We start from the raw sequence: 12,973 nt of genomic DNA, 5'->3' as shown, positions 1-12,973 counted from the left end.
AAAATAAACCCGCTCGATGGCGGGTGTGGTGGTCAGCTTCGCTACGCTATGGCGCGACAGGCCAGTCAATGGCGTCCGGGTAATGCTCCTGCTCGTGGACTCGGCTCAGCGCAACGCGGTACTTCTTCCAGGCTTTGAGCGAGGCAACCTCTGCATCCGTGGCTTCGTCGACGTCCACGGCATCCTGAAGCGGAGCGACGGCATAATCGGCAATGGTGCGCAGTCGGGTGACTTCGGCCTGGGCCAACTCCAGCGGGTCAACCACGATCGGCTGCGGCGGTGGCAGCTCCTGCAGTGGCAAGTCCGGCACTAGGATGTGCAGAGTGATCATGGTCTTCAGATCGTAGGGCTTGCCGTTCATGGTGACGGCCACAGTCAGCAGCCCCTCGTTGAAGGTTATCTCCACCTTCGCGGTATTCTCCGAAGGGTGCAGCGAATGCCCCCAGCCCTGGTCAACTGGAGGGAATGGCACCATACCCAGCGTGCCGGTGACGCAGTACACGCCCACGCCCGAGCGGTAGCTGTCGACATCTGTACCGCCCAGTGAGGTGAGATCGAACTTCGCGCCGTTCTCGCCCACGATATTGATTGCTGCTCTAGCCATGATTAAATCGCCTTTAGGGTGCCGTCTTGGGCTCGAGTGGTGTTGGAGGTGTCGTAGATCGTTCGCCAGGCGTTTGTCACACCAGACGAGTTGACGGTGCGGTAGTAGAGGCTCCCGTTGAGGATGTTCCCCACCAGGTCCATGGCGAAGAAAGAGCCGTCCCCGTAGCGAGAGCGAATGCCGGCCGCATATTGAACGCCGGGAGGACCGCCAGTGGTGCTGCCGTCCGCGTAGGAGATGAATCGACTACCGTCCACGACAAATGCAGAGTTCCCAGCAACGATGCCGGATGAAGTAATTTCCATCAGGTTGCCGGTGGCGATACCTACCGACCTTATCGCCGCCGAGCCCAGCCCTAGATTTGTGCGGGCCGACGCGGCGTTGTTCGCTCCGGTGCCGCCGTTGGCCACCGGGACAATATCGAACTTCGAGGCAGCACCCAGGGCAGCTAGCGTGGCCCCCCACTGCTGAATCATCGTCCGGGCCTGGTCGGCCAGATCCTTGGTGTAGCCCTGCACGGGCATCAAAACATAGGCGCCGTTCGCGTTGGATGCCCCTCGGTAAGGTGGGAAGATTGACAGCGCGGTATCACTGGCGATGTTTATAACTTCGGCCAGCCCCCCATCCGGACCAATAAAGGCGTCGCCTACTCGGCTGTTCGCGAGGAATGCCGTACCGATGCCTGTAACTGTATTGGAGTTTGTTGTGACGGAAACAGTGCCGGTTTTATACCAAGGCATATTTTTCTCCAGACATAAAAATACCCGCACTCGGCGGGCCAATTTTGATCAGTGCTTACGCCTGCATTTTTGCAAACATCGCAGGAAGGTGGGTGGTGCTTATGCCTGTGAGTGCAACCATGATTGCCCACAGCCTGTTACCCGGAAAATCCCACCAACAATAAAGCTGTTGCTGTCTTGCGTACCCAGACACGTCCATTCCGAAGTTATTAATCAGCATGTAGTCGCCGCTCGAGAAATCGAAAGGAACACTGAAATAACTTCTAACCTGGCCTTGGGCATCCCGGTCAAATGTCACGTAATTCCACGCCTGATAGGACTTTGTGAACACCGCAGCAGGCGTCCCCGAGTCGAATATAACTTTGCCGGTAGAGTTGAATATCCTAATGCCATAACTCGCCAGCGGGCTTGATTCAAAGGCAGCCGCGAAGTAATCACCCCTAGGCTGTGCTGTAGTGTTGCTGTACGCCCTGACGTAAAAGCCCGTCCAGTTTCCTGGCGTGCCCAGCACCTGCATAAGGCAGAGCCCCGCCACCATTCCGACGGTGTCGGGCCGGACAAATACAAGTGGCGGCTCCTGGGTCGTGATAACTCTGTCAAAATTGGTCGTTGAGCCAAGGCCGGATTCTTGTGTAGGAATGAATCGCCCCTTGGACAAAACGACTAACCTTGAATACTCAGAATCGAGGGTAACTACGTCAGTGTTGTTTCTAAACTCAACTCCATACGCCATTACTTGACCCTCATAACCAGAAGTCGCTGAGTGCCAATTCCAGAAACCGAATCAGCACCCGTCGAGCGGTTATAGTTATACACATTGACCGATCCGCTTAAGACTTCAACCTCGAACTGAACATTCCTAGTTGATCCGGACACATAAATGGAACCAACAGGCACAATCACTGCTACCGCGTTATCTGGAGTAATGCCAGGAACAGAGAAGCTTTGAATGCCTTTTGTGTATGTTGGATAAGTAACCAGAGTGGACAGCACCACCCTCATCGTAAATGAGGTCTCATCGAGCTGTAGGGTGCCATCAGCCCCCCACACCCTAATCCCATAACTCATGCCTTAAGATCCCCCCACTGGAAACGCTTGGTATCAAACTCATCAAAAACCTTGCCACCGCGATTATTGATGGTCTGCCGACCACCTTCGCCTACCACGCTGTTCAACTCGAACTCACCGGTGACGAAGTTGATCATCAAGCCTGTTTTGCCGGGTACATAGTTCGCCGATTGGATGCTCTGTGTAAGCTTCGCCACCCCAATCGACGCATCTTGGATGAACACTGAATTCATAAAGACCTGCCCGCCGCTCACCACAAACGGGCTAGTTATGGCTCCACCAGCAAGCGTGTTCACCACGGCAAACCGATCAGCGCTCACTAGGAACTGACTTTGCAACAAGCCCTCGGCGTTCTGCTCGATACCCAGCCCAATCCCCGCAGCCACGTACTGGCCGTTTTGGTTGATCTGCATCTTCACCGCCCACATCGTGGACAGCTTGCCGTCAGTGTCCGCTTGGGCCTTGGCCGTTATCTGGACCGAAGCTGTGTTCTTCCATTCACTGAGTGCACTTGCAAGCGCGCCTTCGTCCTTGTCATCACGCCCGCCACCGACAACCGCCTGCAGCGTGGTGGATTGAGAGGCGACCACCTTCTTGGTGTCCGCCAGGGATTCAGTAACCGTCTGCACGGCTGCTGAGTTGTTATCGACGTTGCTTTTCAGTTGGTCGATGCGCTCCGCTGTCACCAGCTGGTCAGTGGCTACCACCTTCTCCAGCGTGGTGAGACTTGCCTTGTTGGTCCCTACGGCTGCATCCAATGCAGTGGTGCGCTCCACCATTGCCAGGTTCTCAGATGCTTGAGCCTTAACCTGCTGGGCAAACTTCGCCGACGCATCCCAGTTTTGAAGCGCGTCCGTCAGCGCCCCCTCCCCGGTGTCCTCCCTCCAGCCAGCCTGTAACGATTGAAGGGTTGACGCCTGGGCAGTGACCTTGCCATCCACGGTTTCGATTGAGGCCTTGTTCTGCTGGATCTGGAGTGCCATAGCCTTGGTTGTTTCGGCAATGGTTCCGATGTCGAACCAGTAGTCAGCGTTCGGCGGTGCGGTGTCGACCGGCACCGGGCCTATGGCCTGATACAGGCGCTGACCCTGCCGCACAATCTCGCCCGCAACGTAAGCCTTGGCCGGGTCGTAAACGAGCGCATCCGTTACCTGATCGATCAGGTCTTCCAGTTCTTTCTTGGCCTGTTCCAGACGGTCATTGACCGAGCCCGGGCCAGCGCCCGAGATCAGTTCAATCTTGTCCTGAATCTCTTTGCTCAGTTGGGTGTCCCCAATTTGTCCAGCAAGCGCGGCCAGATATGCCGTAACGTCATTTGACGTCGATGTCGGAACGTATAAGAAGGCGCTCTTCCCATAAGCGTTCGACGAGCGAACGAAGTAGTAATAGTTCGTGTAGAACGCCAGCCCGGTATGGGTGAAGCTCAATCCCTGACCGATGTAGGTAGCATCGCCTGCAGTAGCCTCGGGAGTGACTGCAAAAAAGTACTCGTAAGTTCCTCCGTTCAGGCCGTGAAGAAAGTTACTTGGGATCAGCGTAATCGAATCAATCGATGACTGAACGGCGCACGACTCCGGAATTGGCGGCCCCTGGATGCTGACAGTGATAGCCGCCTCGCCGGACCGCGCCATAGGCCCAATTGCGGCCACGCTCATCGTATAGCTACCAGACGGCAGGCCGTTTATTGGACAGCGATTGCTGGCCGCCTGAACAGTGTGGGACTGCGCGACGCCAGAACCTTGCCGCACTATGACCGCGTACTCGGAAACGATACCTTCAGGAGCGGTCCACGATAGAGTGCCCTGAACAACCTCAGCGCTCGTATCTTGTGTCCAGGTCAGTCCAGTAGGTGATCCTAGGCCGCCGGATGGCAGGCTGATAAAGCCAAGTGGGTCATATGGCTGGCCCACGGCATCATCAAAAATGGCCGCTTCATACTGCTGAACCTGCACATTGCAGCCTTCGTTATCGCCCATCGACCAATTGGTCACGATGAACTCGCCAAGAATGTTCAGCGACGGCAGGTTAACCCGCACCACTCGACCGGGCCGGCAGTTGTAGCCGGAGAAATTCATCGGGATCGTGATGACGCCCCCAGCGCGGCGCCGGCGCAACTCGATGTTGGCTAACCTCTGAGGCTGATATGCATCGGTCACGTAAGAGTAAGTTAGCGTTTCGGCTGCTTCACCACCGTCTTCCGCAATCCATTCGGCAATGCTGACTTCTGGATAATCCGTTTCGGTCCACGACTGCGAGGGGTCAATAAAGGTCCCGCGCACTGTGTTGATAGCTGCATCATTGGTCGGCTCGGTACTGCCCCCGATCGTGCCGATGACCATATCCTCGGTTATTTCGAAGTCGTACGGACCGTAATAGGCGCCAGCCTGAAGCATCCAGCGCCCACCTACTCTAATCAATCTGCCAGCGCAGGCCGCTTCGAGCTTTTGCAGTACTCCGGTTTTTTGTTCATCTGCACCGATAACACAAGCGCTACGATAGCGCTGGCTAACTGATCCATCAGCATTGGTTAACGCCTCGTCACATACGTTCGCCGCACTGGCGAATGTCGAAAATACGATCTCATCATCTGGTACGTTGCAGCGGTTGCGAAGGTACCAAAGGATGTGTAACGCCGTATTAGCGCTGTAGATATTGGTGTTCGTTCGCGGATCGAAGATGTCATTACGCCCGCGAACAACGAATCTGACATCCGGTATGCCTGAAGGAAACTTTTCAGCGCTGTACATCAGCGACAGACGGACGAAAGACAGCCCACGTCCAATTTGCTCATCTTTCCAGTCAGGACAGTTCGCCTTCAAGAAAGCGTTCACTTGAGTTGGGTTTACAACCAGCTCGTGGGTGGCAAATCCAGCAAACGAGGCTATAGGCTCTTCACCGAGATAGATGTCTTCCAGGGCTTCTACAGCTCCCTCGCAGAGTACGTACACCAAGTGCAGCCACTCACCTTCCGTCTGTACACCTCTCTGCTCCTGCGCCCAGACCAGTACGCCACCAGTGGCTACGCGACCAAGGATGAAGCGCACAGGAGCCTTGGAAGACCTGACAGTTTGCGCGGAGGGCTCGTTATCCCGTAGCGGGGATTTTGTGTTGAGTTTCTCCTGCTGCTCGGCCGCATAGAAAGCCAACCCTGCGCCGATAACGGCCCCGACAGGGCCGCCCTGCACAAAACCAATGACGGCGCCGACGACCACCTGAGCAATTTTCTTAACACCACCGCTCATTACTCAATCCTCCACGCAGCTTTCGGCTCGCACTCAATTCGGTGGGCTCCATCTTCAGTTGCCGACCAGTAATCACCGGCCCAGAAAACGGCCATGCTCCGACCACCAGGAGCGTCGTACAGCACCACGTCGCCACGCTGGATGAATGCGAGCGAGACCCTTTGAAAACAGACATCCCAGGCGGCTTCAAGGCTTCCGTGCTTATGCTTCAATTGCCGCTTGGCACCTGCTTCGGTTTTGTATTTGCCGCGGTAATCAGCGGCAGGATCTACGCCGCAAACTGCCTCAGCGCAGTCAGCTGCGAACAGGCAGCAGTCAAATTCGCCCCACGAAAAAGGCTGCCCTTGGGCAGCCTTGATTGCTTCGTTTAGTCGCGTGGTCCAGTCCCGATGTCGCATCGCTAACTCCCGTAGTTGAATGCAGGAGCGTCCTTGCTGGAACCCCAGTAAATAGGCCACTCGGACATCTGCGCGATGGCATAGAAAAACCGGTCTCCCTGGTGTCGAGCACGGTGGTTTTCATCCGTGAAGCGCTCTGTGCCGGTCCGACTCCATTCCGCCATCCGGTCTACCACCGGGACAGTGATGCTGTTGCCGTCCTCCCCGTTTCCAGCGAATGAAAAATTGGCGGCGTCCATACGGCCAGAAAACAGAATGTCCGCGGCGTAGTTACCGTCCTCATCAAACACAATGAAGAGCACCTTGGCCGCCCTTCCCCGGCATCCTCTGATATTCGTCTCGGACAGAATGTAGGAATCCAAGCCGCTAAGGGTGAGGTCCACCGACATGGGAGAGTTGGAGTTATCACTTTCCTGAGACTGGCTGACCTGGCCAAAGTCGCCGACACCCTCGTAGGTGATTCCGTCGACGACAAGCTGACCGGTGCCGGTGTGGGCAAATACCATCCCATCGACAAAGTCCAACTGGACCGCATAGACGGGCATGAACTTGCCGGTGGCGATGATGTTCACCACGCTCTGACTGAATGGAAAGGCTGATGGCATCAGAACGCCTCCCTGAATTGATACGAGCCATTGGCGACAACCGGCCTGACCGACATCGACCAGGTATCGGAAGTCATCCGCATCTCGGAATACGGGTTGAGGTACTCAACGGCGGCGCCAGCGGCAATCGTTTTCCGGATTCGCTTGTTGAGTGAAAGAGTCGCCTGCCCCTGGGCATTCGACGTTGCGATATCAGTTACTTCGAACATCTCGCCGGCAACGGTTACGTAGTCGCCAACGCGAAAAATAACCGCGTTAGGAATAGCGCCTTCGACCACCATCGCCCTTCCCTGGGCATTGCCAGACACCACTTTAATAGCCCCCATGTTTGCCAAACCCCGCCTTGTGAACGCCGGCATATTGAAGGTGCCAAACATCCCGTCCAGTCGCCCCAGGAAGGAGGACATCTCACGCTCCTGGGCTCTGGTGAGCACTTCAAATGTCAAAGTGCACTGCCAATAAGCTCCTGGGTAACCTACGATCTGCTGAGCGTTCGATAACGAGGACGTAAAAGCCCGATTGTTGTTGACGAGGCCCCACGTCATTTCAGACGGGTGCAGCGAAGCAGGCCAAGCGATAGCCATTGATTACTCCTAGTTAGGTTAGCGGCGCTTGATCAGCTGGAGAGCCGGGCCATTCGTCTTCAGATCTTTCAGAATCAACTGATAACCGCCCTCCGCGCCTCGGCGGGCTGCATCCTGGATCTTCGCCAGCGTTGCGTCATCAGCACCGCCCTGAACGGTGATGTGTTGGGTTACTCCGCCTATCGAAATAGCCGTTGCGTCAGAATCGTTCGATTGGCTACCAGCGGGGTTGCCCACCATGCGAACGCCAAGCGAACCGTCAGAGGCGCGCTTAAGCGGGACGATTGCTTCAGGGCCAGCCTCTGCAAAAATCCCTGCTCCCTTGGAGAAGGCAAACGTCTGGGGCGAGTTGTAAACCTGGTTTGAGTAAGTCGACAGGCTAGGTGAGTCGTAAACGCCACCCTTGGCATTAGCTGTGAGAGCGCCCCCCATGCTTGAGCCGAAGCTAGTTGCCCCACCTCCAGTCATAAAACCAAACGCACTACTCAACAAGCCCGCCGCAGCCTGCCTAACCTGAATTCGGATCAAGTCCTCGATAATGGAATCCGCCAGATCCTTGAAAGACAGCTTGCCAGTCTTTACAAAGTTCACAATTCCATCCTCAAGGCTACCGAAAGCATCCGTGAAGAGACTCTTCGTTTGCCCAGCAACATCATTGGCTGACTGCAGGTAGTTCTGAAAAGCTGATGTCGCACCACTGCGCCAATCGCCTTGGGCAACGGACATCTTGTCGTAGTTATCGACGACCGTGTCGCGGTACTTGCGCTCCGCATCCTCCAGGCTGGCCAGGTCACGCATGTACTCTTCCTGGCTGTATTTGTCAGGCGCAGTCTTGCGGCGATCCAGCAGCTTGGCGCGCTCGTCGTTGAACCTGTCAGTGGTTGCATCTAGGCTGGCTTGCAGGCCCGCCTGACGGTCACCGAGCCCCAGTCCATTTGCAGCGCGAGAGCCGGCAGCGGCAAGTGCCACACGCTGACGCTCCAGCTGGTTGACGTATGCCTCTGAGGCAGCCGTCAGTTGCTCAAGACGGCCCTTCTCGTTTGTGGCAATGACCGTCAGCTGGCTATCTGCATCCTTCTGCGCCTTGACCATCCCCTGCCGTGCATCGGCGATCTTCTGGTCAAGCTGGATGCTCTGCACCGCCGTCGTAGACTTCTTGCCCTTGGCCACCTCCAGTGCATCGATCTCAGCCTGGTACGCCGCGGTGACATCGTCCTTTTCCTGATTGATCAGAGTCGATCGTTGCTTGGCATAGTCCGACAGCGAAACCACGCCGCGCTTCTGCTCTGCCTCCAGTTCCTTCTGGGCGTTTCGGTATTCATTGACGATATCGGAGAGGTTGTTTTTGGCGTTGTTGAAGCTGGTCAGGTCGACTTGGCTTGAGGCGGCTTTTGGGTCTTTGTACTTGTCCTGAAGCCCCTTCAATAGTGTGTCATAGGCGCCGCCGGAGAACTTGCTACCGTCATAGAAGACGCCATCTAGAAGCTTGGACTTTTGGCCTGTCCTCTCGGCGTTTTCGTAAAGCGTTCTGAATTTATCGTTAAGCTTGTCCAACCCTGCCGTGCGCTTGTTTAGAGGGTTAATCTCATCTAGCTGCGCATCCAGTTCTTTTTGGACCTTAATAGCTTTCTGGTTTGCGTCGGTGTTCTCGCCAGTGATGATTGCCAGATTGGCGCTGGCTGCTTGCCTGGCTTTCAGGTTCGCGAGCTTCTTCTCCAGCGCCTCAGTGGAGTCGGTGTCCTTTAACCCCAGAAGCGAGTCAAATGCCGTGCTCGCCTTGCCCAGCCCCGTCGATACAGCACCGGAGAGCCCACCTGCCTTGCGGGTATCAAGCACGCGCTGGGTTAGCTCTATCTGTTTCGCGAGGTCTGGGAACGCTTCCGACCGGATGTAGGAATATGCACGTTTTGTCGCGTTCCCGATGTCATCCCAGTCTCGCTCAATATCGGAAAGAGAGCCGCGATAGGCTTTGAGGCGCTCTAGCGCAGTCTCGTTCAAGTTCCCGCTCAGAACATCAAGTGCGCGCTGGTGATCGCCCTGATCGTCAATGCCCTTGATCACCTGATACTGCTCGAGGGTGATCAGCCCGTACTGGCTGCTGATCTTGCCTGCGGCCTCCGTCGCTGTATCACCAGCAGTGGCGAACGACTTTGCGAGCTCGCCAGCCCCCTGCCCCGTGATCTCGCTGATCGCTGCCGCAGCCTCGGCCAGATTGCGCATCTGCGTGCCGCTTGTGGCTGCCCCCGAAGCCAGCGACACAACCGCTTCGCGCGCGCCGGATAGATTCCCAGTGATTCGCCCGGCGCCGTCAGCCATATCCTTCAGGCTGGAAATTGTCTGGCCGGCACCGTTGGTGCCGCCATTGATAGCGGCATTGAACTCGCGAGCCTGCTTCATGGCGTCGAGATATGCGTATGCGAGCGATCCAAGGACCGCAACAAGCAAGCCAGATGGTATGAGCAGTCCCGCCATGCTCTTCGCCGAAGCACCCGCTCCAGCCCCAAGCTGGGCGATGGCTCTCGCACCACTCCCCAGGTCGCCCGATTGCAGAGCGTTGGCGAGCTGCATTACGTTTTCTTGAGCTTGGCGAGTGCCAAGCTTCAACTTATCGAATGCTGTCTCCGCTGCAGTCAGCCCAGCACGATCTTTGCCGATTTTCGCTAAAGCTTCGTTGTAGCGATTTGCGTCGGTCTCCCCGAGTTTATGTAGCTCGTTGAGGGCTCGCTCACGCTCTTCAAGCTTTGCCAGCTTGGAGGTTAGAGGATCAATTCCATTCACGGTGCGCTTCAGCGCATCGATCCGTCGGCCTTCAGCCTCTATCAAGCGCTGCTTCTGCGCCAGCTCTTTGGCTTCAGCCTTTTCAAGCCTGTCGTGAGCCTTCCCAAGCTGGTCCTGATACTTAACCTGGTCCTCTATCGTTACCAGTCCACCCTTCTTGGCACGCTCGAGCAAGCCCTCAGCCTGGATCAGCGACTCCATGCTGGTAATGTTGCCGGTCATTGCCCTGTCGAGCTGGCTGATGACATTGATCTCAGCCACAGCGCTGTCGGATGCTTTGCGGCTTGCACCAGATTTGCGGTCTATCGCGGCCGTGGACTTGTCGACGCCCTGGGTCACCTCACTTTCAGCTTGAGTGATCTTCTTGCCGGTGTTGGCCAAGCCATCGCCGGCTTTTCCCAGATCGACAATCGCCTTCTCCGCGCCTTCTGCCGAGTCGACCAACTTGTCCAGATCGCCAGCAGCGTTCACCGCCTCCGATGAATTTACCGCAATGCCCAAGGACGTGAAGTTGGTGCTCATTGTTTTTCTCCGGGCATAAAAAAACCCGCCGTAGCGGGTAGTGGTTGTACTTATGGTCAGCTTCTAAGCAGCCTTGCCTTTTCGGCCTGGTACTCATCTTCCGAAATAAATCCGCGCTCTTTCATGGATACAAGCTTTTCAAGGGCTTCGTATCTGTCGATTTCTGGAACGGTGGTGTTGCTCTTCGCTTCCCCAGGCTTGCTTATGGCAGATGCTGACCAGACCAGCGCTGCTACCCACCCGATGAGGGTCCACCCTAAAAACAAGTTAAGGAGAAATATGGAGTCCATATTTGGATGCTTTCTGCTTTTGCCGTTAATAGTTGGCAAGAAATAAAACACTGCGCCAATAAAAAACAACATCGCAGCGCCAACCACTCCCGATTCGCTAGACATAGACCCTTCTCCTTGATCAAGGAAAGCAATCTACCATTTTCCGCAGGGAGCGCCAAAGCCCCGCGTGGGCGGGGTTCTTCGGGCTAGTGGGAGGCTAGGCTGCGTCGAGGCCGAGCGTCAGTTGCACTTGGCCAAGCCAATACTCCACGCTCTGCTCGAGCGGAGGCTTATCCCAGCGCCAAGAGGACAGGCCTTTTCCATCCTGGCTGGCTTTCGACTTGCGGTCATCAAGGGCTTTGCAAGCGCGGTCGAGTTGTTCGCGGGCACTCATACCGCCGTGGAGGATGGCCTCAATCTTGAGATCGCACCACACTGCGAACTTAGTATTCAACCAGCGGGCAAAAACAATCGCCAGTTTCGGATGAAGCCATGTTCCGCCGTTGGCGCCTGCCTTACTTCGAACCATGCCAGTCGACTTCGATAATTCAAGAATCCTTTTCTTGGCCCCTGGTGCCGATGTGCCCATTGCCTTGATCTCTTCCAATTCTGTCCTGGGGACAGAATTGAATCCAAGAGCTTCGGCCATGAAGGAAATGTACTCAAGGGTCTCGATTTGACGCAGCCAAGCAGTCGGCTCTTTACCCATGCGAGCAGCGATCTTTGTCGCATTCAGCCAGCCATCAAGACTGAAGTGAACTGGCTGACCATCAAAATCAAAGGGGATCACATTCGAATTCATGCCATCTTCCTCAGTTCAATTGACGCAGCCACATTCGGATTGAAACCATCCAGCGGCATCAGGCTCTTCTCGCTGACCGAGTAGCGCTTGCCCTCGACCAGCATCAGCCAGTTTTCTTCGGTCTGGCGGATCAGCTGGTCGGAGCGACCGACCAGATTTGGCCGCTCCGGCATCAGGATCAGGGCACGACCGCCAGCTTTAAGGGTGAAGTTCATGCCACCGCCCTCCGCGCAGCTTGGTAGAGCGAACGGCGACGCAAATTCTCGGTAGCCAGCGCGACGAACTCGAACATCTCAGCCGTCGAAACTGGCATATCCCCGTCGACGAGCATGGCCTTCATGAACTGCTGCCGGGTCAAAACGAACGCGCCCATTGGCACCGGTGTGATCTGCGCATTTCCTTTTGGATCAGCACTGAGGAGATAGCGCTCACACTGGCCAATCTTCTCCGGGATCAAGCTCGACTGACGAGGGATGTACTCGCCCTCGATTGCATAGCTCGCTACAAAATTGCAGGCCGCGTCCATTTGGTCGGCGGGGATCAGTTCCATGCGCGGAACACTGAAGCGCGCGTGAAGCGCAGAGGCCAGCTTGGCGGTGGCGCTGCGCTGATGATCGACATCCAGCTTGGCGACGCGGCAGCGCATTACGTTACTAAGTGTGCGAGCCCCGGCTGCGCCCAGTGCTTCTGTAACTGCATTGGCAACCATGCTCTTGCTCGACAGACCAAGCTGTTCCGCCATCCAGTTAAAGGCGCCAATGTAGCCTTCCTTGATGGCTGCGGCTTTCTTGCCGGTGAATCCCATGACGAGGAACATAAAGCCGTCTTTTGTCATGATCCATTGAGGAAGACGGCGACCCGACCCATCAATATATTCACTGAGCGTAAAATTGCGCTCAGTGAAATCAGCAGAGCAATCAAGGCTTTCCACGCTACGAAGAACGTCTTTGTGCAGCCTACTGAACGCGGCTGCGACGTTTTGGGTGGTAGTGAAAGCCTCGCCATTGCGGGCTTCCACAAATTTGCGCATGTCAACTACTGTGTTAGTATTCATCTCGTGAACTCCGTCGAAAGTTTTCACACCCGAAGCCCTGGCCTGCAAGCCGGGGTTTCTTCGTTTTAGGCTACTGCCTGTTTGCTGCTTTGCATTTCCCGCCACTTGAAGCCCTCCTCGATCAAGAGTTCAAGCTCTGTGTTGAGGCTACGACGGTTAACTGTCGCCTCCTGTTTCGCCCTCCCCTTCAGATGCTCTGCAATCCTCAAGCTGTAAGGCGCTACCTTATGCGCGTCTTTCATATCCCTCTCCTTGCTGTTTGTGGACTCATATTAACTCACAAAGCAAAGGAGTCAAGTGGACT

14 protein-coding genes are annotated in these 12,973 nt (G+C 55.8%); all 14 read right to left on the bottom strand.

The genetic code is table 11. The annotated features are described in order from the left end of the window. Positions 1 to 46: 46 nt before the first annotated feature. The 14 genes from AC07V4_RS07570 to AC07V4_RS07505 all read right to left on the bottom strand — a co-directional run bounded on the left by AC07V4_RS07570 (position 47) and on the right by AC07V4_RS07505 (position 12,911). The gene (locus tag AC07V4_RS07570) at positions 47 to 604 is read right to left on the bottom strand and encodes a tail fiber assembly protein (protein ID WP_492635345.1); all 558 of its coding nucleotides are present in this window, start codon (positions 602 to 604) and stop codon (positions 47 to 49) included. Positions 605 to 606: 2 nt separating this feature from the next. After that, positions 607 to 1,344: a hypothetical protein gene (locus AC07V4_RS07565; RefSeq protein WP_492635346.1), complete on the bottom strand. Its 738-nt coding sequence runs from the start codon at positions 1,342 to 1,344 to the stop codon at positions 607 to 609. Positions 1,345 to 1,399: 55 nt separating this feature from the next. Continuing rightward, entirely contained in the window at positions 1,400 to 2,077 is a 678-nt protein-coding gene (locus AC07V4_RS07560) for a hypothetical protein (RefSeq protein ID WP_492635347.1), read from the bottom strand. Further along, entirely contained in the window at positions 2,077 to 2,412 is a 336-nt protein-coding gene (locus AC07V4_RS07555; protein ID WP_492635348.1) for a hypothetical protein, read from the bottom strand. Before AC07V4_RS07555 ends, AC07V4_RS07560 begins: the two co-directional genes overlap by 1 nt. Then, the gene (locus AC07V4_RS07550) at positions 2,409 to 5,654 is read right to left on the bottom strand and encodes a phage tail protein (RefSeq protein ID WP_492635349.1); all 3,246 of its coding nucleotides are present in this window, start codon (positions 5,652 to 5,654) and stop codon (positions 2,409 to 2,411) included. Before AC07V4_RS07550 ends, AC07V4_RS07555 begins: the two co-directional genes overlap by 4 nt. Then, entirely contained in the window at positions 5,654 to 6,052 is a 399-nt protein-coding gene (locus AC07V4_RS07545; protein WP_492635350.1) for a DUF6950 family protein, read from the bottom strand. The genes AC07V4_RS07550 and AC07V4_RS07545 overlap by 1 nt, the downstream gene beginning before the upstream one ends. A gap of 2 nt (positions 6,053 to 6,054) precedes the next feature. Further along, positions 6,055 to 6,657, bottom strand: coding sequence for a hypothetical protein (locus AC07V4_RS07540; protein WP_492635351.1), 603 nt, complete (start codon positions 6,655 to 6,657; stop codon positions 6,055 to 6,057). After that, positions 6,657 to 7,241: a hypothetical protein gene (locus tag AC07V4_RS07535; RefSeq protein ID WP_492635352.1), complete on the bottom strand. Its 585-nt coding sequence runs from the start codon at positions 7,239 to 7,241 to the stop codon at positions 6,657 to 6,659. Before AC07V4_RS07535 ends, AC07V4_RS07540 begins: the two co-directional genes overlap by 1 nt. Before the next feature lie 18 nt (positions 7,242 to 7,259). Next, on the bottom strand, positions 7,260 to 10,541 hold the full coding sequence (locus AC07V4_RS07530) for a phage tail tape measure protein (RefSeq protein ID WP_492635353.1): 3,282 nt from the start codon (positions 10,539 to 10,541) through the stop codon (positions 7,260 to 7,262). A gap of 56 nt (positions 10,542 to 10,597) precedes the next feature. Continuing rightward, the gene (locus tag AC07V4_RS07525) at positions 10,598 to 10,936 is read right to left on the bottom strand and encodes a superinfection immunity protein (RefSeq protein ID WP_492635354.1); all 339 of its coding nucleotides are present in this window, start codon (positions 10,934 to 10,936) and stop codon (positions 10,598 to 10,600) included. 94 nt (positions 10,937 to 11,030) lie between these two features. Beyond that, positions 11,031 to 11,615, bottom strand: coding sequence for a KilA-N domain-containing protein (locus AC07V4_RS07520; RefSeq protein ID WP_492635355.1), 585 nt, complete (start codon positions 11,613 to 11,615; stop codon positions 11,031 to 11,033). Continuing rightward, the gene (locus tag AC07V4_RS07515) at positions 11,612 to 11,830 is read right to left on the bottom strand and encodes a hypothetical protein (RefSeq protein WP_492635356.1); all 219 of its coding nucleotides are present in this window, start codon (positions 11,828 to 11,830) and stop codon (positions 11,612 to 11,614) included. Before AC07V4_RS07515 ends, AC07V4_RS07520 begins: the two co-directional genes overlap by 4 nt. Next, the gene (locus AC07V4_RS07510) at positions 11,827 to 12,669 is read right to left on the bottom strand and encodes a Rha family transcriptional regulator (RefSeq protein ID WP_492635357.1); all 843 of its coding nucleotides are present in this window, start codon (positions 12,667 to 12,669) and stop codon (positions 11,827 to 11,829) included. The genes AC07V4_RS07515 and AC07V4_RS07510 overlap by 4 nt, the downstream gene beginning before the upstream one ends. A 65-nt stretch (positions 12,670 to 12,734) precedes the next feature. Beyond that, a complete protein-coding gene (locus AC07V4_RS07505; RefSeq protein WP_492635358.1) occupies positions 12,735 to 12,911 on the bottom strand; it encodes a hypothetical protein in 177 nt (58 codons plus the stop codon). Positions 12,912 to 12,973: the final 62 nt, after the last annotated feature.

It is taken from the genome of Pseudomonas sp. GW821-FHT03A09 (assembly GCF_059421065.1).
This window is presented reverse-complemented; position numbering and strand designations above follow the sequence as displayed.